Origin of the sequence: Polynucleobacter sp. MWH-Loch1C5 (genome assembly GCF_018881775.1) — a bacterium.
In the GTDB taxonomy this organism is placed as follows: domain Bacteria; phylum Pseudomonadota; class Gammaproteobacteria; order Burkholderiales; family Burkholderiaceae; genus Polynucleobacter.
Map to the genome: position 1 here is coordinate 1394402 of NZ_JACVPR010000001.1, position 25465 is coordinate 1419866.

A 25465-nucleotide genomic window follows, 5' to 3' on the forward strand; every position below is an offset into this window, starting at 1 on the left:
TATGAAAGTCAGTGATATCTTACGTGTCAAAGGAAATACTCTTTTCACGGTATCTCCAGATACCTCTCTGTCTGCAGCTGTGCACATCATGGCTGAAAAAGACATTGGTTCTTTGGTGGTGATGGAGTATGCAGAGCTCGTCGGTATTTTGACTTTCCGCGAGGTGATCAATACCTTGGCGAAAAATCATGGCACCGTAGGGACGGTTCATGTGCGTAGCGTCATGGATCAAGCCCCCTTAACCTGTACCCCAGAAACTGACTTGGACGAAGTGCGTCGCATGATGCTCGAAAAACATGCTCGTTATTTGCCCGTGATGGATGCTAAGACATTGATGGGTGTGATCTCTTTTTACGATGTGGCTAAAGCGGTGGTGGAGGCGCAAAGTTTTGAGAACACCATGCTCAAAGCTTATATCCGTGATTGGCCAACTGAGGAAACGAAGTCATAAGGCACACTAAATATCAGAAAGGGCTTCGCAGAAGCCCTTTTTTAATGGTCAAGTGCAATCGATGACATAATGTCACCTATGGCTGGAAGCACACTAGGACACTTATTTCGTATCACCACCTTTGGTGAATCTCATGGACCTGCGATTGGCGCTGTGGTGGACGGTTGTCCTCCCGGTATGGAACTTTCTGCAGAAGATTTGCAAGGCGATTTAGATCGTCGCAAGCCTGGCACTTCACGTCATGTGACGCAGCGCCAAGAAGCTGATCAAGTGGAAATTCTGTCTGGTGTTTTTGAGGGCAAAACCACCGGTGCACCCATTGCTTTATTGATTCGTAATACCGATCAGCGCAGTCAAGACTACGGTGATATTTTGGATACCTTCCGTCCAGGCCATGCGGACTATACCTATTGGCACAAATACGGCATTCGGGATCCTCGTGGTGGTGGCCGCTCGTCAGCGCGTCTCACAGCGCCCGTAGTTGCAGCTGCAGGTATAGCTAAAAAATGGTTAGCCACACAAGGCATTCATTTTTATGGCTATATGAGTGCCTTAGGCGAAATGGCAATTCCTTTTGAAAGTCGCACTGAGATTGCGAACAATCCATTTTTTGCACCGAATAAAACTCTGATTCCAGCACTGGAGGCCTATATGGATCAATTGCGTAAAGCAGGGGATTCTTGTGGGGCACGTTTAACGGTGGTTGCCACTGGCGTTCCAGTTGGTCTTGGCGATCCCATATTTGATAAGTTGGATGCGGACATTGCACACGCGATGATGGGTATTAACGCTGTCAAAGGTGTGGAGATTGGGGCGGGTTTTGCAAGTGTTGCGCAAAAAGGTTCTGAGCATGGCGATGAACTTCATCGTGATGGGTTTGCAAGTAATCATGCGGGTGGCACCTTGGGTGGCATCAGTACCGGCCAAGATTTGGTGGTCTCTATTGCCATCAAGCCCACTTCATCAATCATGAGCCCCAAGGCCTCGATCAATCGTGCCGGTGAGCCCACCACGGTGCAGACCAAGGGTCGACATGATCCCTGCGTAGGTATTCGTGCTACCCCGATTGCTGAAGCGATGTTGGCTTTGGTGGTGATGGATCATTACTTACGACATCGTGCTCAATGCGCTGATGTTCAGGTATCGACCCCGCGCATTCCTGCGCAACGTCCTTAGCACTCGAGATAGGCGATGACCGGTCCGACTCGACTGGCCTTCGCCGCTTTTTTCTTCTTTTACTTCTGTTACATCGGGCTGATGTCGCCCTATGCCAGCCTTTATTTTGCGCATTTGGATTTCACAGCCTTTGAAATCGCTGTCTTAATGTCGATGTTTCAGGTGACACGCATGATTGGCCCATTTTTTTGGGGTTGGTTAGCAGATATGCGTCGAGACCGTTTAGGGATTATGCGCACCACCGCGGTCATGGCGACGCTTTTATTTCCAGCTATCTTTTTCTTAGAAGGTTTTGCTGCCTTTTTGATTTGGATGTTTGTTCTCAATATTGTGATTAGTAGCTTAATGCCACTTGGTGAGGCAGCAACCGTTCATGCTTTACAAAAAGAGAATGCTTTTGACGAACGTTATGGGCGCTTAAGACTGTGGGGTTCGATGGGCTTTATTGTCATGGTCATGAGTGCCGGAGCTTGGTTTGAGCGCTTTGGTATTGAAGGCTTGCCATGGTTTGGTGTGGTTGCACTCTTGATCATGACTGTATTGACATGGGCTTTACGGGAACCCCCGATCGAAGCGCCATTACAGCAAGTCATTCGTTTTGCACACGTGCTGAAGAACACCCAAGTGCAGTGGTTCATGGCTTCTCATTTTTGGATGATCTTTGCTCATGCAGCCCTGTATGTTTTCTATTCTCTTTACCTTGATCATTTGGGGTATTCAAAAGCGGTGATTGGAATTTTTTGGATGCTCGGTGTTTTGGCTGAGGTCATCTTTTTCTATTACCAAAAACACTTTTTTGCTCGTTTTACGAGCAGGCAGTTACTGCTCGCGGCGTACCTGGTAGCCGCATTGCGTTTTGCCTTGATCGCTTACTGGCCCGTATTTTGGGTCTTGTTATTTGCGCAATTGATGCATGCCGTTACATTTGGGGTGCACCATAGTGCCAGTATCAAAATGTTACAGATCTGGTTTCATGGACCGCTGCAAGCCAGAGGTCAAGCACTTTACTCGACAGTATCCTATGGTATCGGTGGAACGGTAGGTGGCATAGCCGCCGGCTATGTGTGGGAACATTTAGGAGCCGCACACGTTTTTGGGGTGGCGGCGATCAGTAGTGCTCTTGCTTACTGGTGTATGCAGCGGGTACGTCTACATATTTGAGTAATTTGGTCCACCGGTACCTTCAGGCGTCACCCAAACGATATTTTGCGTGGGATCTTTGATGTCACAAGTTTTACAGTGCACACAATTTTGTGCATTGATTTGTAAACGTTGAGTATCTCCGTCGTTCACATATTCATACACGCCTGCAGGACAGTAGCGCTGCTCCGGACCCGCGAAGATCGCCATATTTGTGAGTACAGGTACCTGATCATTTTTCAAAGTCAAATGGGCCGGTTGATTTTCTTCGTGATTGGTATTGGAAATAAACACTGAAGACAAACGATCAAATGAGATCTTGCCATCGGGTTTAGGATAGGTAATCGGTTCACACAAGGCCGCAGGTTTTAAACATTCATGATCAGCATGTGTGTTATGAATCGTCCAAGGTACATTGCCGCCCAAAAGCTTTTGTTCAATGCCCACCATCAGGGTGCCGAGATACAGGCCTTTAGACATCCATGGTTTGAAGTTACGCGCTTTTTTCAATTCAGTATGTAGCCAGCTCTTTCTGAATGCCGCGGGGTAAGCTGTGAGTTCATCGCCTGTGCGACCTGTACTAATGGCAGCCACTGCGGCCTCGGCAGCGAGCATCCCAGTTTTAATCGCTGCGTGACTACCCTTAATGCGAGACGCATTCAGATAACCTGCATCACAGCCAATCAGTGCGCCGCCCGGGAACACGGTCTTAGGAAGACTATTGAGGCCGCCGGCGGTAATGGCCCGTGCACCGTAGGCAATGCGTTTGCCACCTTCAAAGAAGGTGCGGATAGCCGGATGGGTTTTATAACGTTGGAATTCTTCAAAAGGACTTAGATAGGGATTGCTGTAAGACAAACCGACTACAAAACCAACAGCCACTTGATTGTTTTCTAAGTGATATAAAAAAGATCCGCCATAAGTGTCAGACTCAAGAGGCCAGCCTGCGGTGTGGATGACTAAACCTTCTTGATGTTTGGCAGGGTCAATCTCCCATAATTCTTTCAAACCAATGCCATAGCTTTGTGGGTCTTTGCCTTCATCTAGTTGATAGCGAGCAATCAGTTGTTTGCCTAAGTGGCCCCGTGAACCTTCAGCAAAGAGGGTGTACTTGGCGCGCAACTCCATACCCAATTGAAAATTTTCTGTGGGTTGGCCATCTTTGCCAATCCCTAAATTGCCTGTAGCAACCCCTATGACTTCGCCTTCTTCACCATAGAGAATCTCAGCCGCCGGAAAGCCCGCGAAGATTTCTACACCGAGATTTTCAGCTTGAGTACCTAGCCAACGTGTGACATTCGCTAAGCTCACAATATAGTTGCCATGATTTTGGAAGCATTCAGGCAGCATCCAGTTAGGTGTTGTGATGGCTTTTTGCTCGGTGAGGAACATGAAGCGATCTTCGTTCACGGCTGTATTTAATGGGGCACCTAATTCTTTCCAGTTGGGAAATAGCTCAGTGATGGCAATCGGATCCATCACGGCACCAGACAAAATATGCGCGCCGACTTCAGAACCTTTTTCTAGGACGCAAACGGAGATATCTTGCTGATTTTGAGCGCAGAGTTGCTTGATGCGAATCGCTGCAGATAGACCGGCAGGACCACCTCCGACGATCAAGACGTCATAGTCCATGGATTCGCGGGGGCCATATTGTTCTACTAGAGCTGCAGTAGTCGACATCGATTTATCTCCGTTTTTTTTGTGACAACGCCATCTTAATCGAGTCTTGACAGGTAAATGTCAGGACAGTTTCAGGGAAAAGGCTAGAATAATTGCTGTTGTGCATCATTTTTGCCCAAAAGAAGCAATCTAAAGGTAAAACTGATCTCATTCAAGCCATTTCTCAAGCGAGGGAGTCGTCATGAACAAGGTGTATGGATCTGCCCAAGAGGCCCTAGCCGGGGTCGTGCAAGATGGACAGACATTGGCAGTCGGTGGTTTTGGTCTATGTGGTATCCCAGAGGCTTTGATAGCCGCTTTGCGTGATAGTGGGAAAAAGAATCTGACGGCAATTTCAAATAACGCCGGTGTCGATGGCTTTGGTTTGGGTCAACTTTTAGAGACGCGTCAAATCAAAAAGATGATTTCCTCTTATGTCGGGGAAAACAAAGAATTCGAGCGCCAATATTTGGCAGGTGAACTCGAGTTGGAATTCACGCCGCAAGGCACGCTCGCAGAAAAGCTCAGAGCGGGTGGTTGTGGCATTCCCGCCTTCTTTACCAAGACTGGGGTGGGTACCATCGTCGCAGAAGGTAAAGAGATCCGCGAGTTTGATGGCGAAAAATATGTCATGGAGCGCTCTTTAGTCGCGGATGTCGCACTCGTCAAAGCTTGGAAGGCAGATAAATCAGGTAATTTGGTGTACCGCTTTACTTCTCGGAACTTCAATCCTATGTGTGCGATGGCCGGCAAAGTGACGATCGTAGAAGTCGAAGAGATTGTCGAAAACGGCGCCTTAGATCCAGATCAGATTCATACCCCAGGTATTTACGTGCACCGTATCGTGCTGAACAAAAATCCAGAGAAGCGCATTGAGCAGCGCACTATCACTACGAAGGCTTAAGGAGTTAAAGATGGCATGGACACGTGATGAGATGGCTGCGCGCGCAGCTCTAGAATTACAAGATGGATTCTATGTGAACTTAGGGATTGGTTTGCCAACCTTGGTGGCCAATCATGTGCCAGACCATATGGAAGTCTGGTTGCAATCAGAAAATGGTCTCTTGGGTATCGGCCCATTTCCAACCGAAGATCAAATCGATGCCGACTTGATTAATGCGGGTAAGCAAACGGTCACGACTTTGCCAGGCTCATCGATTTTTTCATCGGCTGACTCCTTTGGCATGATCCGCGGCGGCAAAATTAATATTGCTATTTTGGGCGCCATGCAGGTCAGTGAAAAAGGGGATTTGGCCAATTGGATGATTCCAGGCAAGATGGTTAAAGGTATGGGCGGTGCGATGGACTTGGTTGCAGGGGTCAAACGTATCGTTGTCTTGATGGAGCATATTGCCAAGAAAAAAGACGGCTCAGAAGACATGAAGATTCTGCCAGCCTGTACTCTGCCCCTCACAGGAGTAGGAGTCGTAGATCGCATCATTACGGATTTATGTGTGATCGATGTCACAGATCAAGGCCTTAAGCTCATCGAGTTGGCACCGGGTGTGACACAAGAAGAGGTGATTGCTAAAACAGCCTGCAAGCTCGACGTATCAGCGCTTCGGTAAGTCAATTCTTTGCAGTACCCGTATCTCATCATGGACTCCTCGGAGTCCATGATGCTTTCTGGCCAGCGCTTTATCTAAAAATGACCCGCTCTTTAAGAAGTGCTTCAAAGAGTGCTACATTCTGATTATGGGTCATACACATTCATCACACCTGCACGCCCATAAGGCGGGAGATGCGCAACACCTACATACACGTAGCGAGTTTTCGCAGCGGGTATTAGTTTGGGCCGTTATTCTGACATTCAGTTTTGCCACGATTGAAGCGGCCGCCGGTTGGTGGGCACAATCTTTGGCCTTGATTTCAGACGCAGGTCATATGGTCACGGATTCAGCAGCCCTCGCATTGGCCTTACTCGCGCAATACATTGCGCGTCGTCCTCCCTCGGCGCAACATTCATTTGGCTATGGTCGTGCAGAATCACTCGCTGCTTTTGTGAATGGCTTGGCGATGCTTGCTTTAGTGGCATGGATTGCATTCGAGGCCTTTTCAAGGATTCGTGAACCTCATCAAGTACAAGGTATGACGGTCACTGTTGTGGCTGTGATTGGTTTGATCATTAATCTGATTGTTGCGTGGCTCTTATCTAAAGATCAAAAGAGTGTTAATACGCGTGCGGCACTGGTGCATGTGATGGGGGATCTCTTGGGCTCCATCGCCGCTTTGATTGCAGGCTTAGTGATTAGTTATACCGGTTGGATGATGATTGACCCGATTTTGTCGATCTTTGTTTGTGTATTGGTTTTGCGTTCCACCGTCGATGTCCTCAGGGAGTCTTATCATTTTCTGATGCAGGGGGTGCCTGAGTACATCAACTATGTGCAATTGGGTGAAGATCTATCGACTGTGATTGGTGTCTTAGCGGTACATGATTTACACGTTTGGGAAATGTCACCGGGTGAACCTGCTCTGATGGGGCATGTAGAAGTCGAGAATTTACAAGATTGGCCCCAGACCTTAACGCGCATACGTCACTTATTGCATGAGCGATATCGTATCGAACATATCACTTTGCAAGCCGAGATGCCGAGTTAATGGATCTTTGTCAGCGGCGTGTCACCTCAATTGTTGTATAAAGAAGTATGGTGTCAAACAAGCCCTGAAGCGGGATGCTCTTGATGGCCTTCACAAAATCATTGAAACACTACTTGGCGCGGAGATAGAACATGAGTTTAAAAGGTAAAACAGCATTGGTGACTGGTTCAACCAGTGGTATTGGTTTAGGAATCGCTAAAGCATTGGCGGCTCAAGGCGCCAATATCATGATGAATGGTTTTGGAGAAAAAGACGCTGCTATTGCAGAGATCAAAGCCTTGGGTGTTGAGGTCGATTATCACGGTGCTGATATGAGCCGGCCTGCGGAAATCGAGGCCATGATGCAAGCGGCGCAACAACGATTTGGTGGTGTAGACATACTCGTCAATAATGCGGGTATTCAGCATGTGGCAAACATTGAAGACTTTCCAGTCGATCGCTGGGATGCCATCATTGCTATCAATCTATCTTCTGCTTTTCATACGACACGTTTAGCATTGCCTTACATGAAGCAAAACAACTGGGGTCGCATCATTAACTTGGCATCTGTTCACGGCTTAGTAGCCTCAGCACAAAAGTCAGCTTATGTGGCCGCTAAGCATGGCATTGTTGGTTTAACCAAAGTAACGGCCTTAGAGACGGCGCAAACCGGTGTGACTTGTAATGCAATTTGTCCAGGTTGGGTTTTGACTCCTCTGGTGCAAAAACAGGTGGATGCCCGTGCCCAAAAAGAGGGTTTGAACAATGATGCAGCTAAGAAAGCCTTGCTCTTGGAAAAGCAACCTTCCGCTGAATTTGTCACCCCAGACCAATTGGCTGCCTTAGCTGTCTTTATGTGTAGTGATGCGGCAAGTCAGATTCGTGGCGTTGCCTGGAATATGGATGGCGGTTGGGTCGCGCAATAAGCATGCTCAAAAAAATACTGACACGTCTGCGTGAGTTGCTGTTGGGGCAGTCCCCAGACTCAGAGTCTGGGGCGCCAAGTGCCACCTTAGCGGATGCGCAAAACTTTGCAGTGTCAGAGAGTTATCCAATTCCGGTAGCGGAAGTCGAAGATAGTGATGACCCCGCTTGTCGAACTCATTATGTGCAATGCGCGAGTGCGACAGGCTTACATCGCATGGCTTATCACGAGTGGGGCGACCCTAGCAATCCTAAAGTCTTGATCTGTGTGCATGGTCTGACTCGTCGAGGCAGTGACTTTAATGTCTTGGCTAAAGCCATGGCCAAAGACTATCGGGTGATTTGTCCGGATGTCGTCGGTCGTGGTGAGTCTGATTGGCTTGAGAACCCGATGCTCTATGGTATACCGCAATACGTCGCGGATATGGTGACTTTGATTGCGCGCTTGGGTGTCAATCAAGTTGATTGGTTGGGCACTTCCATGGGAGGGCTGATTGGTATTTTCTTGGCGAGTCAAGAGAACTCACCGATCAAAAAAATATTACTCAATGATGTGGGGCCCAAAATTGAGGTGAGTGCTCTACGACGTTTAGGTGATTATGTTGGTAAGCCCATGCGTTTTAAGACCAAGCAAGCGGGCCTCATTTATCTCAATCGTATTTGCGCCCCCTTTGGTGATTTCACACCCGAGCAATGGATGGCTTATAACGGCCCTCACTTAATCAAAGACGGTGGGGAATGGATTTTGCATTATGACCCCGCCATTGCTAAACCCTTTGCGGCGGTGACTATCGCTACAGCGGCGATGGGTGAGATGATGACTTGGAAAGCCTATGACGCCATCACTGCGCAAACGCTCGTCGTCCGCGGCGGACAATCAGATCTTCTGTCAAAGGAGACTGTGGCCAAGATGTGTCAGCGCAATCCTCGTGCTCGCAGTATTGAAATCCCAGGGGTGGGTCATGCTCCAGCGTTTATTACGCCAGAACAGGTAGACTTAGCGCGTGAGTTCTTCAGCGAGTGATTTACTCTTAAGGGGCGAGCCGCTTGAGCAACACAATCAAGGGGTTGCTCAGATTTTGCGCACGCTGAATTTGGATGCGGCAAGCTGCCAGGCCGCTGAGCATCTTGCGAGTGAACTGAATAAAGAAGCCTTAGAAAAACAGTTGGGTCCTGAAGTGGCGAAGCTCATTTTGGGCTATCGTGGCTTACGGCAAGCCCAGCTCAAGATTGCTAAAGGCGGACAAAAAGCAGAAACAACTTCATCTCAAGTTGAAGTGCTACGCAAAATGCTCATGGCTTTTGCGCATGATTTGCGCGTCGTGCTCTTGCATTTAGCTTCGGTCTTGCAAACCTTGCGTTGGGTCACATCTCAGCGGATGGAGGTGGAAGCAGTGTGGGCGCAAGGGGTCTTGGATGTCGATGCGGCCCTTGCAAACCGCTTAGGGATTTGGCAGGTCAAGTGGGAGATGGAGGACTTGGCCTTTCGGTGCTTAGCGCCGGTAACTTATAAGCAAATTGCACAACTCTTAGACGGTAAGCGCATAGAGCGTGAACAATTTATCCAAGGTGTGATTGAACGTTTGCGCTCTGAGCTGGCGAGCGCTGAAATCAAAGCCGATGTGCAGGGGCGACCCAAGCACATCTACAGTATTTGGAAAAAAATGCAGGGTAAAGCCTTGGATTTTGCCGAGCTCTATGATGTGAGAGCCTTTCGTATCTTGGTGGATGACATCAAGGCTTGTTATGCCGCTTTAGGTATCGTGCACCATGTTTGGCAGCCTATCCCCAAAGAGTTCGATGACTACATCGCCAGACCCAAGCCCAACGGTTACCAATCTTTGCATACCGTCGTGATGGATGAGGCAGGGGTTGCCTTTGAGATCCAGGTGCGTACCCATGAGATGCATCAACAGGCTGAGTATGGTGTGGCCGCGCACTGGCGTTACAAAGAAGCGGGTACAGCTGCTTATGCGGGAACGATTAGCGCAAAAGCGGAGTATGACCAGCGGATTGCCTGGGCCAGACAACTGATTGCCTGGAAGGAAGACGCCTGGGATCAGCTTAAGGGTCAAGAACTCGATGATCAGATTTATGTCATGACCCCATTGGGGCAAGTGGTAGGTTTGCAGCAAGGGGCAACACCGGTTGATTTTGCCTATGCAGTGCATACCGATTTAGGGCATCGTTGTCGCGGGGCTCGTATCGATGGCGCGATTGTGCCCTTGGATACACCTTTGAAGAATGGCCAGACGGTCGAGATTATTTCAGTCAAAGTCGGTGGCCCATCCTTAGATTGGCTCAACCCTGATAGAGGTTACTTGGCCACACATCGTGCCAAATCGAAAGTCAGAGCTTGGTTTCATGCTTTACAAGCTGATGACGAAGAGAAAGATAAAGAGAAAGAAAAGGACAAAGACAAAGATAAAGCCTATGAGGTGCAAGACAATCCACTCCTCATGGTGCGTAAGAGTCGCGCCAAGGGGCAAGGCGATGTCTTGGTGGTGGGGGTAGACTCTTTACTCACTCAATTGTCTAGATGTTGTCGTCCAGTACCACCCGACGCGATAGCTGGTTTTGTGACCCGTGGTCGTGGGGTATCGATTCATCGCCAAGATTGCCGTACTTTCAAACAGCTCTTAGCTAGAGCCCCAGAGCGTGTTGTGCTGACTGAGTGGGGTCAACAGCTCAATGATACGAGTCTCTTCCCGGTCGATATCGCCCTGATGGCGATCGATCGCCAAGCTCTGTTAAGAGATATTTCAGAAGTCTTTTCGCGCCTGAAGATCAATCTGACCGGGGTCAAAACAATCTCTAAAAAAGGCCTAGCGAGTATGCAGTTCACGATCGAGGTCAACTCGACCGAGGGCTTACAAAACGTCCTGAATGCCTTGTTAGATGTCAAAGGTGTTACACAAGTCAGAAGAAAGTAGTCAAGCGGTGCTAAACTATCACCTTTGGAATTTAGTAATAGGCTCGTAGCTCAGTTGGTTAGAGCGCTACCTTGACATGGTAGAGGTCGTTGGTTCGATTCCAATCGAGCCTACCAGTGACCACACAGTGTGTGTAATGTAAAACAGGCGCGGATAGCCTGAGATTAAAACAATAATCTTAGAGCGCCGCGCTTATTTTTTTGGAGTGAGTAGATGCCAGTAGTGACCTTGCCGGATGGATCTTCGCGCGAATACCCTGCGCCATTGACTGTATTTGAAGTCGCGCAAAGTATTGGCACGGGACTGGCCAAAGCGGCGCTGGCAGGACGCGTTAATGGCCGTTTGGTCGATACCAGTTACACCATCGCTGAAGATGCAGAGCTGGCTATCGTGACAGACAAGGACCCTGATGGTCTCGAAGTGATTCGTCATTCGACCGCTCACTTATTGGCTTATGCAGTCAAAGAACTCTTTCCTGAAGCGCAGGTCACAATTGGACCGGTGATTGATAACGGCTTTTATTACGACTTCTCTTATGCCCGCGCTTTTACGCCGGAGGATTTAGAGAAGATTGAAAAGCGTATGGCGGAGCTGGCTAAAAAAGATGAGCCAGTCACACGTCGAGTGGTGCCGCGTGATGAGGCGGTGGAATACTTTAAGAGTATTGGCGAGCATTACAAAGCTGAATTAATTGCCGCGATTCCTCAGGGAGAGGAAGTATCTCTTTATTCTGAAGGTGGTTTCATCGATTTGTGTCGTGGTCCGCATGTGCCCTCGACTGGCAAATTAAAAGTATTCAAGCTCATGAGTGTCGCAGGGGCATATTGGCGCGGCGACTCCAAAAATGAAATGCTTCAGCGTATCTACGGTACTGCTTGGACCAAAAAAGAAGATCAAGAAGCTTATTTGCATATGCTCGAAGAAGCCGAGAAGCGCGATCATCGCAAACTCGGTAAGCAGCTCAACCTTTTCCATTTCCAAGACGAGGCCCCCGGCCTTATTTTCTGGCACCCTAAAGGTTGGACCATTTGGCAGCAAGTCGAGCAATACATGCGCCGTGTTTATCAAGAGAATGGCTATCAGGAAGTGAAAGCCCCTCAGATCTTGGATCGCAGTCTTTGGGAGAAGTCAGGTCACTGGGATAACTACAAAGACAATATGTTCACGACCGAATCTGAAAATCGTTCATACGCGCTTAAGCCGATGAATTGCCCAGGTCATGTTCAGATTTTCAATGCGGGATTACATAGCTATCGCGAGTTGCCATTGCGCTACGGTGAGTTTGGTCAATGTCATCGCAATGAATCATCAGGAGCCCTTCATGGACTGATGCGTGTACGTGGCTTTACCCAAGATGATGGCCATATTTTCTGTACCGAAGATCAAATTCAAAGTGAGGTCGCTGCTTTTGACGTGGCCGTGCGCAAAGTCTATCAAGACTTCGGCTTTACCGAAGTGGCTGTCAAACTGGCCTTAAGACCCGCCAAGCGAGTCGGTGATGATGCGATTTGGGACAAAGCAGAGGATGCTTTGCGTAATGCGCTGAAAGCTTCTAATCAAACTTGGGAAGAGTTACCGGGCGAGGGCGCCTTCTATGGCCCGAAAATCGAGTACCACCTCAAGGACTCGATAGGTCGTTCTTGGCAGTGTGGCACCATGCAGGTGGATTTTTCCATGCCTGTACGCTTAGGTGCTGAGTACGTATCGTCTGACAATAATCGCAAAGTACCGGTCATGCTACACCGAGCGATTGTAGGATCGCTAGAGCGTTTTATCGGCATTTTGATCGAAAACCATGCCGGCGCGATGCCGACCTGGCTTGCACCAACTCAGTGCATTGTGATGAATATTTCAGAAAATTCAGCCCAATACGCGGAAAAAGTCGCACAAATCCTCAAAAAACAAGGATTTAGAGCCGAGGCTGATTTGCGTAACGAAAAAATAACGTTTAAAATCCGTGACAACGCTTTACAGAAGATTCCTTATCTCGTGGTGGTTGGAGACAAGGAACAAGATGCAAATGCGGTGGCCGTACGAGCCCGAGGTGGTATTGATCTAGGCGTGATGCCGATCGATGACTTCGTGAACCGACTCCAACAGGATGTATCCCAGAAGGTCGGACCCCAGCAAGCCTGAGGTGAGTGCGGTTTTGTGAAAATTTTTTAAAGGAAACGAAGATAGCTACTGAGAAACAGCATCGTATTAATCGGGAAATCACTACTCCTGAAATACGATTGATAGGTGCAGACGGTGAACCGATTGGTGTAGTTAAGATTGCCGAAGCGTTAAGACTGGCCGAAGAGAGTGAATTAGATCTGGTAGAGATTGCCCCGACAGCGGCGCCTCCAGTTTGCCGAATCATGGATTACGGCAAATTTAAATACCAAGAAGCTAAAAAAGCTCACGAAGCTAAGATGAAGCAAAAGGTCATGCAGGTTAAGGAAGTGAAATTCCGCCCTGGAACTGATGACGGTGACTACAACGTGAAGCTACGCAACCTAGTACGTTTCTTAGAGGACGGTGATAAAACGAAAATCACCCTACGTTTTCGCGGTAGAGAATTGGCTCACCAAGAAATTGGTGCGCGAATGTTGGAAAGACTGAAAGCTGACTTAGAGCCTTATGGCCAAGTAGAACAGTTTCCAAAAATGGAAGGGCGCCAGATGGTGATGGTGCTCTCCCCGGTGAAGAAGAAGTAATTCTTCTTCAACCCAAGAGCGCAAGCTCTTAAGAAGTGTGTCTGGGTTTTAGAAGTGCAATCGTCGATTGCCACCTGATTCGCACAAATTAGTAAAAGGTGATTTATGCCTAAGATGAAAACGAAAAGTGGCGCAGCCAAACGTTTTCGAGTTCGCGCAAGCGGTTCGATCAAGCGTGGTCAAGCCTTCAAGCGTCATATTCTGACAAAGAAGACGACAAAGAATAAACGTCATTTGCGTGGCCCAGTTCAGGTGCATGATTCTGATGTCAAATCAGTACGCACCATGATGCCTTACGCTTAACCCAAAGACCATTAGGAGAGAATAATGCCAAGAGTCAAACGTGGGGTTACAGCGAGAGCCCGCCATAAGAAAGTGATCGACGCCGCTAAAGGTTATCGTGGTCGTCGTAGCAATGTATTCCGTATCGCCAAGCAAGCTGTTATGCGTGCTGGTCAATACGCTTATCGTGATCGTCGTAATAAAAAGCGCGTCTTCCGTGCTTTGTGGATTGCGCGTATTAACGCTGCCGTTCGCCAATATGATGTGTCATACAGCGTATTCATGAACGGTATCAAAAAAGCCGGTGTTGAGTTGGACCGTAAGGTGCTCTCAGACATGGCGATCAACGACAAGCCAGCATTTGCTGCTTTAGTTGCTCGTATCAAACAAGCCGCGGCTTAATTAAGGAACCCGCATATGGTTCTTCTCGACCAAGTCGTCGAGGACGCCAAGCGGGACTTCGAGGCCGCTGCTGATTCAGCAGCCCTCGAAGACGCCAAGGCTCGTTACCTCGGTAAATCCGGTGTTCTCACTGAGCAACTGAAGTCGCTCGGTGCGCTAGAGCCTGAGGCTCGTAAAGCAGCCGGTGCCCAAATCAATCAAGCCAAAGCAGCGGTTGAAGCTGCTTTGACTGCACGTCGCCAAGCATTGGCGAGTGCGGCCCTGCAAGCCAAACTATCTGCCGAAGCCATTGATATCACCTTGCCTGGACGTGGTCAGGGTGTAGGTAGTTTGCATCCTGTGATGCGGACGTGGGAGCGTGTTGAGCAGATTTTCCGCTCGATCGGTTTTGATGTGGCTGACGGCCCTGAAATCGAAAATGACTGGTTCAATTTCACAGCATTAAATAGTCCGCAAAATCATCCAGCGCGTTCTATGCAAGATACCTTCTATGTGGAAGGTCATGATGAGCAGGGGCAAGCCCTTTTACTCAGAACGCACACGAGCCCCATGCAGGTACGTTATGCCAGCGCACATGTAGCTCGTTATGCCAAAGAAGCATCGATGCCACCCATTAAGGTGATTGCTCCTGGCCGCACTTATCGGGTTGACAGTGATGCGACTCACTCACCCATGTTTAATCAGGTCGAAGGCTTGTGGATTGCCGATCAAGTCTCCTTCGCGGATCTCAAAGGCGTGTATGTCGACTTCTTGAGAACATTCTTTGAAACGGATGATATTCAGGTACGTTTCAGACCGTCTTACTTCCCATTTACTGAGCCTTCTGCAGAAATCGATATGGCTTTTGCAAGCGGTAAATTGGCAGGTCGTTGGTTAGAGATTTCAGGTGCAGGTCAAGTGCATCCACAAGTACTGAAGAACATGGGCTTAGATCCTGAGCGTTACATTGGTTTCGCTTTTGGTTCTGGTCTCGAGCGTTTAACGATGTTGCGTTACGGTGTGGATGATTTACGCCTATTCTTTGAAAACGATATTCGCTTCTTAGCGCAGTTTGGTGCTTAAGAGCAACACTCAAGGACTTCAAACCTCATGCAATTTTCAGAATCTTGGTTACGTCAGTATGTGAACCCTGCGTTGAATACGCAAGAGTTGGCGCATGCTTTGACCATGGCAGGTTTGGAAGTTGAAGAGACCAAACCCTTAGCGCCCCCTTTTACTCAAGTTGTGGTTGCTAAGATTCTTGATGCACAACAGCATCCGGATGCTGATCGTTTACGTGTTTGTCAGGTTGATGCCGGACAGGGTCAAGTTTTACAGATCGTTTGTGGTGCCCCTAATGCGAGAGCTGGCATCAAGATTCCTTGTGCTCTTGTAGGAGCGCAGCTGCCACCCGCAGAAGAGGGCGGTAAGCCCTTTGCGATTAAGTTAGGTAAATTGCGTGGCGTTGAGTCCCAGGGCATGTTGTGTTCAGGCAGAGAGTTGGGGATTGGTCAAGACAGTGATGGCATCATGGAGTTGCCTGAGGATGCCCCGATTGGTCAGGATATTCGTCAATATTTACAGTTAGACGACACCATTTTCGTCATCAAATTAACCCCCAATAAAGCGGATTGTTTATCGGTCTTCGGGGTGGCTAGAGAAGTCGCAGCGATTACCGGAGCACCTCTGCAAGCCCCTGAATTCAAGGCAGTCACTGTGCAGATCAAAGATCAACTGCCAGTCCAGGTGATTGATAAAGATCTTTGTGGGCGCTTTGCAGGTCGTGTGATCAAGGGTGTGAACGCCAAAGCCAAGACCCCCGCTTGGATGGTGCGTTATTTAGAGAGCGCAGGTCAAAGAAGTATTTCTGCATTGGTGGATATTTCCAACTATGCGATGTTGGCTATTGGCCAACCGTCACATGTTTTTGATTTGGATAAGATCAAAGGGTCTTTGACAGTGCGTTGGGGTCAAGACGGTGAAAGCTTAAAGTTACTGAACGAGCAAACCGTATCGCTGTCTCAACAGGGTCAGCAAGGGGTTGGCATTATTGCCGATGAGGTCGGGCCACAGAGTTTGGCGGGCATCATGGGCGGTGACTTAGCGGCAGTCAGCTTGGAGACGCAACAAGTTTATTTGGAGTGCGCATTCTGGTGGCCACAAGCGATCCAAGGTCGTTCACGTCGTTTTAACTTTTCAACCGATGCAGCGCATCGTTTTGAGCGAGGTGTGGATGCTAGTCAAACGGTCAATGCACTGGAATTCATTACCCAACTCATTCTTGAAGTCTGCGGTGGTCAATGTGGCCCTGTGCAGGATCAAATTTTGGCTTTGCCAGAACGCAAGCAAGTACGCTTAAGAGTCTCGCGCGCGCAAAAAGTGATTGGTGTGAAGATTTCTGCTGAGCAGATTGCTGAGCTCTTTACGCGCATTGGTTTGTCGTTTGAAAAAACCAGCAGTGCTGATGACACTATTTTCCAGGTACAAGCTCCTGCACATCGCTTTGATATTGAGATTGAAGAAGATCTCATTGAAGAGGTGGCGCGCTTATACGGTTTTGAGAATATTCCAGCCAATCCACCAGTAGCTAGTCAGAGTATGCAAGGCACGCATGAGACGCGCCGCAGTATTCATGGCTTAAGACATGCATTGGCGGCTAGAGCTTATCAAGAAGCTTTGAACTTTGGATTTATTGATCAGCAAAGTGAAGAGCGCATTGGAGGTAATCCAAATCCCATTAAGGTTCTTAATCCCATCGCCAGCCATTTGGCGGTGATGCGTAGCAACCTCATTGGAGGTTTGGTACAAAACCTCACACAAAATTTAGCGCGTAAAGCTAGCCGCGTTCGCCTGTTTGAAGTCGGACGTGTATTCCAAAGAAATCCCAACACCCCAGCTGGTGAGTTGGCAGTTGCAGGCTACGATCAACCGATCAAGATTGCAGGCTTAGCGTATGGTCCAGCTTATCCAGAGCAGTGGGGTGTGGCTACTCGAGCAGTCGACTTTTATGATGTGAAGGGTGATATCGAAGCGCTCTTAGCACCACTTTCTTTGCAATTTAAAACATGTGAGCATCCTGCTTTGCATCCCGGTCGTAGTGCCCAGATCAGTTTTAAGTATCGCGGTAAAGATATCTTGGTGGGTGTCTTGGGTGAGTTGCATCCCGAGTGGTCTCAAGCCTATGACTTGCCTAGCTCACCGATTGTCTTTGAAATAGATTGGGCAGCGATTCAGGACTTGGGTTTACCCAAAGTCAGTCCAATCAGTAAGTTCCCAGCGGTTAAACGTGATTTGGCTGTCGTGGTTAAACAACATGTTACGGTTGCTGAACTCCTTGCTGCAATGCAAACCGTCAAACAAGCTTTGATACAGTCCATTGAACTCTTTGATCAATTCAAACCCAGCCCAGGCCGTATGGGCGGGATGGCTGAAGATGAGAAGAGTCTTGCCTTTAGAATTACCCTAGCTGATGAAGCTGGCACTTTACAAGATGCTCAGGTAGAACCCGTGATTTCAGAGTTGGTATCTGCAATGAGCGTAAAATGCCAAGCTAGAATAAGATAATCATCGTAAGTTCGAGCGTACAGCACGGAGAGACTGATATGACAGATGCAACAACAATCACAAAAGCTGAGTTATCAGATGCCTTGTTTGACCAGGTGGGTTTGAACAAGCGTGAGGCGAAGGACTTGATTGATGCTTTCTTTGAAACCATCAGTACTTCTTTAGCGCAAGGCGTGGATGTCAAGATTTCAGGATTTGGTAACTTCCACCTTCGTGAAAAATCAGCTCGACCAGGACGTAACCCTAAGACGGGTGAACTCGTACCTATTTCTGCGCGTCGTGTCGTTACATTCCACGCTAGCCAGAAGCTTAAAGACAAAGTCGATCCCAAGGTCTAATTTAAACAGCGATGGAACGCATGAACGGCACAATTGCCGGGGATACACTCCCTCCAATTCCAGCGAAGCGCTACTTCACCATCGGTGAGGTAGGGGAGTTGTGTGATGTCAAACCGCATGTGCTGCGTTATTGGGAACAAGAATTTAATCAGCTCAAGCCTCAAAAAAGAAGAGGTAATCGTCGCTACTATCAACATCATGAAGTAGTTCTCATCAGAAAGATCAGGGAGCTACTGTATGAAGAAGGTTTCACCATTAGCGGCGCCAGAATTCGTTTAGAAGAGTTAACAAGTCAAAATCAAAGTCAAACTTCATTAAGAAGTGAGCTTCTAGCGGTACTCAAGGTTCTCTCTAGCTGATATAGTGTTGGTTTTTCGTCGGGGCGTAGCGCAGCCTGGTAGCGTACTTGCATGGGGTGCAAGTGGTCGGAGGTTCAAATCCTCTCGCCCCGACCATTGATTCATTCAGTTCTCATCTTTTTACAAGCAATTTCTTCAACAATGTCCTATGATGGCTTTCATAGGAGGACAGGATGAAGACATTGGATCAACACCTAGCGCAGTATGCGGCTTATCACCAAGATCGACGTAATGTTGCAACACATTTTGTCGGCATTCCACTCATTATTTTGGGTATCGTTTTTGCACTTTCTACAGTTTCTTTTGCAGTGGGTGAGTCCAATATCACGCTCGCTTGGATCGTCAGCCTTGCCGCCTGTATTTATTACTTAAAGCTCAATCTAAGCTATGGCATCTTGATGCTCGTTTTGCTCATGGGCGCTTGTGCATGGGGAGCTGATGTGGCCAACATGGATCATAGTCTTTGGATTGCTCTAGCGGCCTTCATAGTGGGCTGGATCTTTCAGTTTGTGGGCCATATTTGGGAGGGCAGAAAGCCAGCCTTCTTCGATGACCTGATGGGTCTACTGATTGGTCCTTTATTCGTTCTGTATGAGTTTTTATTACTGCTTGGGCTAGGTAAAGACCTGGAGGCTAAGGTTCGTTCTCATATGAAGGCCTAGCTGAGAGCCATTAGCGCTAATTCTGGGGAGCGATCTAAAATCCTAAGCAAAGCTTTAGCAGCACCCGTAGGGCTTCTTTTGCCTTGTTCCCAATTACGGATTGTTTCTAGCGGGATGCCCATTTTTTTTGAAAATTCAAGCTGGGTCATACCAATTCTACGCCGTACTCTCTTTGCAAACTTAGCTGCATCTGCCATTGCTTCAAGATCGTCTTCTAGTTGATGTCGTGCAATGTCACGTTCGCTAGTTTGGTCTAGCTTGCTTGTATTGACCCTACCCTTGGGTAGTAATGGTCGACCCATTTGATCAGTTTTTATTGAGATTTTTTTCATAGCTTCTGATTTCTCTCAAGTTGGCTTTACGAGCTGAAATAATTCTAGTCAAGGATATTCTCACCGTATAAACCGTGAAAAATAATCTACGATGTGCCTGAGCAATCATTTGATAGCGTACTTCACCATAGTTTCGGCGATTATCTATCTGCACGAGTCGATAAGGATCATAAAAGCAGGGTAATACATAGGCAAAATCAAACCCTCTATCTCTTAGCAACGGTCACTTTTTTCTTCATTCCATTCAAAATTCATTGTACTCAATGTAGTTCAATGAACTACTTAAGTCAAATTTTTTTAGACGAGCCTACGAATAAAGATTAATACCTATCATTTTTATAACTTTTATATTAATTATTTAATGATTAAATACTGTCATTTTTATTAAATTAAAATAAAAACCATTTCCATATTTAATAGGTATAATCATCCTGTGATATTAATAATAATCACGTATTAATACAGGAGAATATATATGGCAAGCTACGCAGAGTTATTAGCCCAAAAAGAAGCACTAGAAAGACAGATTATTGAAGCCAAGGCCCGTGAAAAGGCCGAAGGTATTTCAAAGGCTAAAGCGATTATTGAGCAATATGGTTTAAGTGCAGCTGATTTATTTTCACGTCGCACCGGTTCTGCAGGCGGTTCTGGCCCACGTGGCAAGGTTGCAGCTAAATATCGTAATCCAACAACAGGAGAAACTTGGACGGGTCGTGGTAAGGCCCCCAAGTGGATTGAGGGCCAAGATCGCGCTAAATTTGCGATTTAATCTCTTCGTCTAAACCTTCGAAAAGGGGCTGAATGCCCCTTTCGTGTTTTTCATATAGACATAAACGCATCATTTCCTCGAGTTGACGAGCAAAACGCAGATTAATTTGCTGGTTTTCAAAGACAAACTCTTGGTGTTGATACATTCTTAAATCGACATATTGTCGGCTGTCCAAGGCGGGCGGATATTCGTGGCGACGGGGATTATCGAGTTGCTCAGGATAATCTTCTTTGGGACCCGTCGGTAAGCCAGTCGCCATGAGATAGTCGCTATTGACCAACACGCTGATTTGTCGGGTGCGGCGATTGCGACCTAAATGCGTCAAGATAAAGTGATGTTCACTGTCGCTGATCGATGCGTCGATATAAATCAGATCAGGCTCTAGGCAGGCCGCCTTCATCAGTGCATCGGTAGCATCACAAGTCAGCTGTAGATCAATCTTGGCTTGCCAGGCTTCGGCTAGACGCTGAAATTCTTGATACAGCTCGGGCGGGTTTAAGACGGCGAGCACCATAAACTCTTCAGTGCTGCGATAGCGCAGATTGTCTCGACGCAAGCGCAAGATCTTTTGCATCGAGGATTGCAGGATGCGGCGATGGCCTCCTTTAGTCTTCCAAGCCAATAACTCGCCAGTTTCTACCATCTTTTGGACGGTACCGAGAGAGACCTGCAGTTGACGCGCGGTTTGACGCGTACTTAGGTATTTCTCGGAATTTTCTGGATGTTGGTTCTCCAAGATAACTCCTTTTAAGGTTTTGCTAGGAGACTCAATACTAAAAAAAATTAGAAATTTTGAATATGGCAAGACATAAGAATTTCTTGTAGGAAATTACTTACATCAGTCTTGCAGAAGTCATTGATTTTGTTAGGGGAAACTACCAAATGTTGCGCTCGAGCCAATGCGCTAGAGTAAGGGCATAAAAATTTCAACAAATGGGAGGGCTCGTGGTATTCTCTCGTTTGCGGAATTCCTTCCGCTGCAATGACAATTAGTGTGCAATCCGCTAACCGGTGAAGCCGTGTCGCGGAAGGTTTTAACCCACTACAAATTCGGGAAACCCGATGAAAGGTGAGCAATATGATGCAGTCCTACAGAGGTAGTTCATATCTCTTTGGCGGTAACGCCCCCTATGTAGAAGAACTCTACGAGTCCTACTTAAACGATCCCACTTCTGTTTCAGACTACTGGCGTGAATATTTTGATAATGTTCAGCACGTGCCTGCTGTCGACGGCACGAATCGCCGTGATGTGCCTCATGCACCGGTGGTCAACGCCTTTGCTGAGCGTGCGAAGTCAGGCCCGATTCGTGTTATCAACGATTCTGCGGATTCTGAACTCGGTCGTAAGCGTGTGAACGTGCAGCAGCTCATTGCTGCGCATCGTAATGTGGGTAACCGTTGGGCTGATCTTGACCCCCTAAAGCGCACTGAGCGTCCCAATATTCCTGAACTCGAACCGTCCTACTATGGCTTCACAGATGCCGATATGGACATCGTGTTCAATACCAGCAACACTTTCTTTGGCAAAGACAATATGCCTTTGCGTGAGTTGTTGCAAAACCTGCGTCAAACCTACTGCGGCACGATTGGTGCTGAGTACATGTACATCACTGATCAGAAGATCAAACGTTGGTGGCAAGAGAAGTTGGAGTCGATTCGTTCAACGCCCACTTATGCACCTGAAAAGAAAAAGCAGATTCTCGAGCGCTTAACTGCAGCTGAGGGTCTAGAGCGTTACCTACACACCAAGTATGTCGGTCAAAAGCGTTTCTCACTCGAAGGGGGTGAGAGTTTTATCGCTTCGATGGATGAGTTGATTCGTGCAGCCGGTACTAATGGCGTACAAGAGATCGTGATTGGTATGGCTCACCGTGGCCGCTTGAACGTCTTGGTTAACGCTTTAGGTAAGATGCCTAAAGACTTGTTTGCCGAGTTTGATCACACTGCACCTGAAGATTTGCCTGCCGGGGATGTGAAGTATCACCAAGGTTTCTCTAGTGATGTCACAACCCCTGGTGGTCCGGTGCACTTGTCATTGGCGTTTAATCCATCACACTTGGAAATTGTGAACCCCGTGGTTGAAGGCTCTGTCCGTGCTCGTATGGACCGTCGTGGTGATACGACCGGTTCACAAGTATTGCCAGTTCTTGTGCACGGCGATGCCGCAATTGCGGGTCAGGGTGTTGTCCAAGAAACTCTCGCGATGGCTGAAGTACGTGGTTATTACACCGGTGGTACGGTCCATATCGTGATCAATAATCAGATTGGTTTTACGACTTCAGATCCGCGCGATTTACGTTCAACGCTTTACTGTACTGATATTCTCAAAACGATTGAGGCGCCGGTATTACACGTTAATGGTGATGATCCTGAGGCGGTGGTATTGGCCACTCAATTAGCGATTGAATATCGCAACACCTTCAAAAAAGATGTGGCGATAGACATCATTTGTTTCCGTAAACTCGGTCACAACGAACAAGATACGCCATCACTCACGCAGCCGCTGATGTACAAGAAGATTGCACAGCATCCTGGTACACGTAAGTTGTATGCAGACAAGTTAGAAGCGCAAGGTGTTTTACCTGCCGGTGGTGGTGATGAGATGGTGAAGGCTTATCGTGCCGCAATGGATGCTGGTAAGCACACAGTCGACCCCGTGATTTCTAATTTCAAAGGCAAGTATGCGGTGGATTGGAGCCCCTATTTAGGTAAGAAGTGGACCGACTCTGCAGATACCGCGATTCCATTGGCTGAGTGGAAGCGCTTAGCTGAGCGCATTACGACTGTACCTGAAGGCTTTAAGCCTCATAACCTTGTAGAGAACGTTCTCGCTAACCGTGCGGCGATGGGCCGTGGTGAAGTGAATGTTGACTGGGGTATGGGTGAGCATATGGCTTTTGCCTCATTGGTCGCAAGTGGTTACCCGATTCGTTTATCGGGTGAAGACTCTGGCCGTGGCACATTCACACACCGTCACGCTGTGATTCATGATCAAAATCGTGAGAAGTGGGATATTGGTACATACATTCCACTGCAGCATGTGGCCGAAGGTCAGGCGCCGTTTACTGTGATTGACTCGATCCTCTCTGAAGAAGCGGTCTTGGGCTTTGAGTACGGTTATGCAGCAGCAGAACCTAATACGCTCACGATTTGGGAAGCGCAATTTGGTGACTTTGCCAACGGTGCTCAAGTTGTTATCGACCAATTCATCGCCTCAGGTGAAGTGAAGTGGGGTCGTGCTAATGGTCTTGTCTTGATGTTGCCTCACGGCTATGAAGGTCAGGGCCCTGAGCACTCATCAGCCCGTTTGGAGCGCTTTATGCAGTTGTGTGCTGATACCAATATGCAAGTGGTTCAGCCAACTACAGCTTCACAAATTTTCCATCTCTTGCGTCGTCAGATGATTCGTAACTTCCGCAAGCCTTTGGTCATCATGACACCGAAGTCACTCTTGCGTAACAAGGATGCGACATCACCGATTAGCGAATTCACAAAAGGCGAATTCAAAACAGTGATTGGCGAGTTGAATGCCGATATTGATGCGAAGAAAGTCACTCGTGTAATCGCTTGTTCTGGCAAGGTCTACTATGACTTAGTCAAGGCACGCGAAGCGAAGAAGCAAGATGATGTAGCCATCATCCGTGTGGAGCAACTCTATCCATTCCCGCACAAAGCATTTGCCGCGGAAATGAAGAAATATCCTAAAGCCACTGAGATTGTCTGGTGCCAGGATGAGCCACAAAACCAGGGTGCCTGGTTCTTCGTGCAGCACAACATTCATGAAAACATGACCGAAGGTCAGAAGTTGGGTTACTCCGGTCGTCCCGCTTCAGCCTCACCGGCTTGTGGTTACGCTCACTTACACCAAGACCAACAAAAGGCCCTGGTTGATGGCGCATTCGCAAAGCTCAAAGGTTTTGTGCTCACGAAATAAACAACAACGAACAATACATATTTAAAAGGGAAAGAACATGGCACTCGTCGACGTTAAAGTTCCACAATTATCTGAATCAGTTGCAGAAGCAACTTTATTAACTTGGAAGAAAAAAGCTGGTGAAGCAGTGGCTCAAGATGAAATCTTGATCGAGATCGAGACTGATAAAGTCGTTCTCGAAGTACCAGCGCCTTCTGCTGGCGTGCTCTCTGAGATCGTTGTAGCCGATGGCGGCACTGTGGTTTCTGATCAAGTGATTGCAAAAATTGATAGCGCTGCTAAAGCTGCTGCTGCACCGGCAGCTGCCGCTACGCCTGCAGCTGCTCCAGCACCAACACCAGCACCTGCGGCTGCTCCTGCAGCAGCACCGGCTGCCAGTGCTAAAGCCATGCCATCTGCAGCGAAGCTCATGGCTGAAAACAATCTGTCTAATGTGGCAGGTACTGGTAAAGACGGTCGCATCACCAAAGGCGATGTGCTCTCTACATTAGCCGGCACTGCCCCAGCAGCCAAAGCAGCGCCTGCTGCTGCACCTGTTGTGTTTAATTCAGCCGGTCGTCCTGAAGAGCGCGTACCGATGAGCCGTTTGCGTGCTCGTATTGCTGAGCGTTTATTGCAGTCACAACAAACCAACGCGATTTTGACCACTTTCAATGAAGTCAATATGGCGCCGGTGATGGCCATGCGTAATAAATACAAAGATCAGTTTGAGAAAGAGCACGGCACTAAATTAGGTTTCATGTCTTTCTTCGTTAAAGCTGCGGTTCATGCTTTGAAGAAGTACCCGATTCTGAACGCTTCTGTTGACGGTAATGACATTGTTTACCACGGTTACTTTGATATTGGTATTGCAGTCGGTTCACCACGTGGTTTAGTGGTTCCTATCTTGCGTGATGCAGATCAAATGAGTTTGGCAGATATTGAGAAGAAGATTGCTGAATTTGGTGTGAAGGCCCGTGATGGCAAGCTCTCATTGGAAGAGTTGTCAGGAGGTACTTTCTCCATCTCTAACGGCGGTATTTTCGGTTCGATGTTGTCTACACCAATCATCAACCCACCACAATCTGCCATCTTGGGTATTCATGCGACGAAAGAGCGTCCAGTTGTTGAAAACGGCCAAGTCGTAATTCGTCCGATCAATTACCTCGCGATGTCTTATGACCACCGCATCATTGACGGCCGTGAAGCTGTTCTTGGTTTAGTGGCCATGAAAGAAGCGCTCGAAGATCCAGCCCGTTTGTTGTTAGACCTGTAATTGACCGTTATTCAAAGGAAAAAA

General features: G+C 47.8%; 25 protein-coding genes and 2 tRNA genes. 23 read left to right on the forward strand and 4 right to left on the reverse strand.

Annotation, left to right across the window (positions count from 1 at the left end; translation table 11 throughout):
- The first annotated feature begins 1 nt into the window (after position 1).
- The 3 genes from ICE94_RS07110 (at position 2) to ICE94_RS07120 (ending at position 2788) form a co-directional block, all read left to right on the forward strand.
- Positions 2 to 451: a CBS domain-containing protein gene (locus ICE94_RS07110; protein WP_216150285.1), complete on the forward strand. Its 450-nt coding sequence runs from the start codon at positions 2 to 4 to the stop codon at positions 449 to 451.
- A gap of 78 nt (positions 452 to 529) precedes the next feature.
- Positions 530 to 1627: a chorismate synthase gene (gene aroC, locus ICE94_RS07115; RefSeq protein ID WP_216150287.1), complete on the forward strand. Its 1098-nt coding sequence runs from the start codon at positions 530 to 532 to the stop codon at positions 1625 to 1627.
- A 15-nt stretch (positions 1628 to 1642) separates the two neighbouring features.
- On the forward strand, positions 1643 to 2788 hold the full coding sequence (locus ICE94_RS07120; protein WP_216150289.1) for an MFS transporter: 1146 nt from the start codon (positions 1643 to 1645) through the stop codon (positions 2786 to 2788).
- Here the strand turns inward: ICE94_RS07120 and ICE94_RS07125 are convergent.
- Complete coding sequence (locus tag ICE94_RS07125; protein ID WP_216150290.1) at positions 2777 to 4450, reverse strand: electron transfer flavoprotein-ubiquinone oxidoreductase; 1674 nt, start codon at positions 4448 to 4450, stop codon at positions 2777 to 2779. The two genes, ICE94_RS07120 and ICE94_RS07125, sit on opposite strands and share 12 nt — an antisense overlap.
- A 181-nt stretch (positions 4451 to 4631) precedes the next feature.
- Here ICE94_RS07125 and ICE94_RS07130 point away from each other — a divergent pair, with 181 nt between their 5' ends.
- The 17 genes from ICE94_RS07130 (at position 4632) to ICE94_RS07210 (ending at position 19151) form a co-directional block, all read left to right on the forward strand.
- Positions 4632 to 5333, forward strand: a complete 702-nt coding sequence (locus ICE94_RS07130; RefSeq protein ID WP_216150298.1) for a CoA transferase subunit A — start codon at positions 4632 to 4634, stop codon at positions 5331 to 5333.
- A 10-nt stretch (positions 5334 to 5343) separates the two neighbouring features.
- Complete coding sequence (locus ICE94_RS07135; protein ID WP_216150300.1) at positions 5344 to 5997, forward strand: CoA transferase subunit B; 654 nt, start codon at positions 5344 to 5346, stop codon at positions 5995 to 5997.
- A gap of 127 nt (positions 5998 to 6124) precedes the next feature.
- Positions 6125 to 7030, forward strand: a complete 906-nt coding sequence (locus ICE94_RS07140; protein ID WP_216150301.1) for a cation diffusion facilitator family transporter — start codon at positions 6125 to 6127, stop codon at positions 7028 to 7030.
- Between the two features lie 131 nt (positions 7031 to 7161).
- On the forward strand, positions 7162 to 7935 hold the full coding sequence (locus ICE94_RS07145) for a 3-hydroxybutyrate dehydrogenase (protein ID WP_216150303.1): 774 nt from the start codon (positions 7162 to 7164) through the stop codon (positions 7933 to 7935).
- A gap of 215 nt (positions 7936 to 8150) precedes the next feature.
- Positions 8151 to 8957 (forward strand): alpha/beta fold hydrolase, encoded by an 807-nt coding sequence (locus ICE94_RS07150; RefSeq protein WP_255539162.1) that lies wholly within the window; start codon positions 8151 to 8153, stop codon positions 8955 to 8957.
- Positions 8938 to 10866 (forward strand): HD domain-containing protein, encoded by a 1929-nt coding sequence (locus ICE94_RS07155; protein WP_216150307.1) that lies wholly within the window; start codon positions 8938 to 8940, stop codon positions 10864 to 10866. Before ICE94_RS07150 ends, ICE94_RS07155 begins: the two co-directional genes overlap by 20 nt.
- Positions 10867 to 10905: 39 nt before the next feature.
- Positions 10906 to 10982, forward strand: a tRNA-Val gene (locus tag ICE94_RS07160).
- Between the two features lie 97 nt (positions 10983 to 11079).
- A complete protein-coding gene (thrS, locus tag ICE94_RS07165; RefSeq protein ID WP_216150308.1) occupies positions 11080 to 13002 on the forward strand; it encodes a threonine--tRNA ligase in 1923 nt (640 codons plus the stop codon).
- Positions 13003 to 13007: 5 nt separating this feature from the next.
- Entirely contained in the window at positions 13008 to 13565 is a 558-nt protein-coding gene (gene infC / locus ICE94_RS07170) for a translation initiation factor IF-3 (protein ID WP_370623784.1), read from the forward strand.
- A gap of 105 nt (positions 13566 to 13670) precedes the next feature.
- Complete coding sequence (rpmI, locus tag ICE94_RS07175) at positions 13671 to 13868, forward strand: 50S ribosomal protein L35 (RefSeq protein WP_216150311.1); 198 nt, start codon at positions 13671 to 13673, stop codon at positions 13866 to 13868.
- Positions 13869 to 13892: 24 nt separating this feature from the next.
- Positions 13893 to 14249 carry a 50S ribosomal protein L20 gene (rplT, locus tag ICE94_RS07180; RefSeq protein ID WP_216150313.1) on the forward strand — a complete coding sequence of 119 codons (357 nt, stop codon included), beginning with the start codon at positions 13893 to 13895 and terminating at the stop codon, positions 14247 to 14249.
- A gap of 15 nt (positions 14250 to 14264) precedes the next feature.
- A complete protein-coding gene (gene pheS, locus ICE94_RS07185) occupies positions 14265 to 15311 on the forward strand; it encodes a phenylalanine--tRNA ligase subunit alpha (protein WP_216150322.1) in 1047 nt (348 codons plus the stop codon).
- Between the two features lie 27 nt (positions 15312 to 15338).
- Complete coding sequence (gene pheT / locus ICE94_RS07190) at positions 15339 to 17792, forward strand: phenylalanine--tRNA ligase subunit beta (RefSeq protein ID WP_216150330.1); 2454 nt, start codon at positions 15339 to 15341, stop codon at positions 17790 to 17792.
- A gap of 38 nt (positions 17793 to 17830) precedes the next feature.
- Positions 17831 to 18130 (forward strand): integration host factor subunit alpha, encoded by a 300-nt coding sequence (locus ICE94_RS07195; RefSeq protein ID WP_216150332.1) that lies wholly within the window; start codon positions 17831 to 17833, stop codon positions 18128 to 18130.
- 20 nt (positions 18131 to 18150) lie between these two features.
- Positions 18151 to 18489, forward strand: a complete 339-nt coding sequence (locus ICE94_RS07200) for a MerR family transcriptional regulator (protein WP_216151021.1) — start codon at positions 18151 to 18153, stop codon at positions 18487 to 18489.
- 19 nt (positions 18490 to 18508) lie between these two features.
- Positions 18509 to 18585 (forward strand) — tRNA-Pro (locus ICE94_RS07205).
- 77 nt (positions 18586 to 18662) lie between these two features.
- A complete protein-coding gene (locus ICE94_RS07210; RefSeq protein WP_216150334.1) occupies positions 18663 to 19151 on the forward strand; it encodes a DUF962 domain-containing protein in 489 nt (162 codons plus the stop codon).
- Here ICE94_RS07210 and ICE94_RS07215 read toward each other — a convergent pair.
- Together ICE94_RS07215 and ICE94_RS07220 are read right to left on the reverse strand one after the other, a co-directional pair.
- A complete protein-coding gene (locus ICE94_RS07215; protein ID WP_255539104.1) occupies positions 19148 to 19483 on the reverse strand; it encodes a DNA-binding transcriptional regulator in 336 nt (111 codons plus the stop codon). The two genes, ICE94_RS07210 and ICE94_RS07215, sit on opposite strands and share 4 nt — an antisense overlap.
- Positions 19458 to 19703: a BrnT family toxin gene (locus ICE94_RS07220; RefSeq protein ID WP_255539105.1), complete on the reverse strand. Its 246-nt coding sequence runs from the start codon at positions 19701 to 19703 to the stop codon at positions 19458 to 19460. Before ICE94_RS07220 ends, ICE94_RS07215 begins: the two co-directional genes overlap by 26 nt.
- A 255-nt stretch (positions 19704 to 19958) precedes the next feature.
- Here ICE94_RS07220 and ICE94_RS07225 point away from each other — a divergent pair, with 255 nt between their 5' ends.
- Positions 19959 to 20252, forward strand: a complete 294-nt coding sequence (locus ICE94_RS07225) for an H-NS family nucleoid-associated regulatory protein (RefSeq protein WP_216150336.1) — start codon at positions 19959 to 19961, stop codon at positions 20250 to 20252.
- Here the strand turns inward: ICE94_RS07225 and ICE94_RS07230 are convergent.
- A complete protein-coding gene (locus ICE94_RS07230; RefSeq protein WP_216859834.1) occupies positions 20236 to 20988 on the reverse strand; it encodes an excisionase family DNA-binding protein in 753 nt (250 codons plus the stop codon). The two genes, ICE94_RS07225 and ICE94_RS07230, sit on opposite strands and share 17 nt — an antisense overlap.
- A gap of 342 nt (positions 20989 to 21330) precedes the next feature.
- Here ICE94_RS07230 and ICE94_RS07235 point away from each other — a divergent pair, with 342 nt between their 5' ends.
- Positions 21331 to 24186, forward strand: a complete 2856-nt coding sequence (locus ICE94_RS07235) for a 2-oxoglutarate dehydrogenase E1 component (protein ID WP_216150338.1) — start codon at positions 21331 to 21333, stop codon at positions 24184 to 24186.
- A 37-nt stretch (positions 24187 to 24223) separates the two neighbouring features.
- Positions 24224 to 25441, forward strand: coding sequence for a 2-oxoglutarate dehydrogenase complex dihydrolipoyllysine-residue succinyltransferase (odhB, locus tag ICE94_RS07240; protein WP_216150340.1), 1218 nt, complete (start codon positions 24224 to 24226; stop codon positions 25439 to 25441).
- Positions 25442 to 25465: the final 24 nt, after the last annotated feature.

Coding starts and splice junctions, on each gene's coding strand:
- ICE94_RS07110 (WP_216150285.1), top strand. CDS start 2: ATGAAAGTCAGTGATATCTTACGTGTCAAAGGAAATACTCTTTTCACG.
- aroC (WP_216150287.1), top strand. CDS start 530: ATGGCTGGAAGCACACTAGGACACTTATTTCGTATCACCACCTTTGGT.
- ICE94_RS07120 (WP_216150289.1), top strand. CDS start 1,643: ATGACCGGTCCGACTCGACTGGCCTTCGCCGCTTTTTTCTTCTTTTAC.
- ICE94_RS07125 (WP_216150290.1), bottom strand. CDS start 4,450: ATGTCGACTACTGCAGCTCTAGTAGAACAATATGGCCCCCGCGAATCC.
- ICE94_RS07130 (WP_216150298.1), top strand. CDS start 4,632: ATGAACAAGGTGTATGGATCTGCCCAAGAGGCCCTAGCCGGGGTCGTG.
- ICE94_RS07135 (WP_216150300.1), top strand. CDS start 5,344: ATGGCATGGACACGTGATGAGATGGCTGCGCGCGCAGCTCTAGAATTA.
- ICE94_RS07140 (WP_216150301.1), top strand. CDS start 6,125: ATGGGTCATACACATTCATCACACCTGCACGCCCATAAGGCGGGAGAT.
- ICE94_RS07145 (WP_216150303.1), top strand. CDS start 7,162: ATGAGTTTAAAAGGTAAAACAGCATTGGTGACTGGTTCAACCAGTGGT.
- ICE94_RS07150 (WP_255539162.1), top strand. CDS start 8,151: ATGGCTTATCACGAGTGGGGCGACCCTAGCAATCCTAAAGTCTTGATC.
- thrS (WP_216150308.1), top strand. CDS start 11,080: ATGCCAGTAGTGACCTTGCCGGATGGATCTTCGCGCGAATACCCTGCG.
- rpmI (WP_216150311.1), top strand. CDS start 13,671: ATGCCTAAGATGAAAACGAAAAGTGGCGCAGCCAAACGTTTTCGAGTT.
- rplT (WP_216150313.1), top strand. CDS start 13,893: ATGCCAAGAGTCAAACGTGGGGTTACAGCGAGAGCCCGCCATAAGAAA.
- pheS (WP_216150322.1), top strand. CDS start 14,265: ATGGTTCTTCTCGACCAAGTCGTCGAGGACGCCAAGCGGGACTTCGAG.
- pheT (WP_216150330.1), top strand. CDS start 15,339: ATGCAATTTTCAGAATCTTGGTTACGTCAGTATGTGAACCCTGCGTTG.
- ICE94_RS07195 (WP_216150332.1), top strand. CDS start 17,831: ATGACAGATGCAACAACAATCACAAAAGCTGAGTTATCAGATGCCTTG.
- ICE94_RS07200 (WP_216151021.1), top strand. CDS start 18,151: ATGAACGGCACAATTGCCGGGGATACACTCCCTCCAATTCCAGCGAAG.
- ICE94_RS07210 (WP_216150334.1), top strand. CDS start 18,663: ATGAAGACATTGGATCAACACCTAGCGCAGTATGCGGCTTATCACCAA.
- ICE94_RS07215 (WP_255539104.1), bottom strand. CDS start 19,483: ATGAAAAAAATCTCAATAAAAACTGATCAAATGGGTCGACCATTACTA.
- ICE94_RS07225 (WP_216150336.1), top strand. CDS start 19,959: ATGGCAAGCTACGCAGAGTTATTAGCCCAAAAAGAAGCACTAGAAAGA.
- ICE94_RS07235 (WP_216150338.1), top strand. CDS start 21,331: ATGATGCAGTCCTACAGAGGTAGTTCATATCTCTTTGGCGGTAACGCC.
- odhB (WP_216150340.1), top strand. CDS start 24,224: ATGGCACTCGTCGACGTTAAAGTTCCACAATTATCTGAATCAGTTGCA.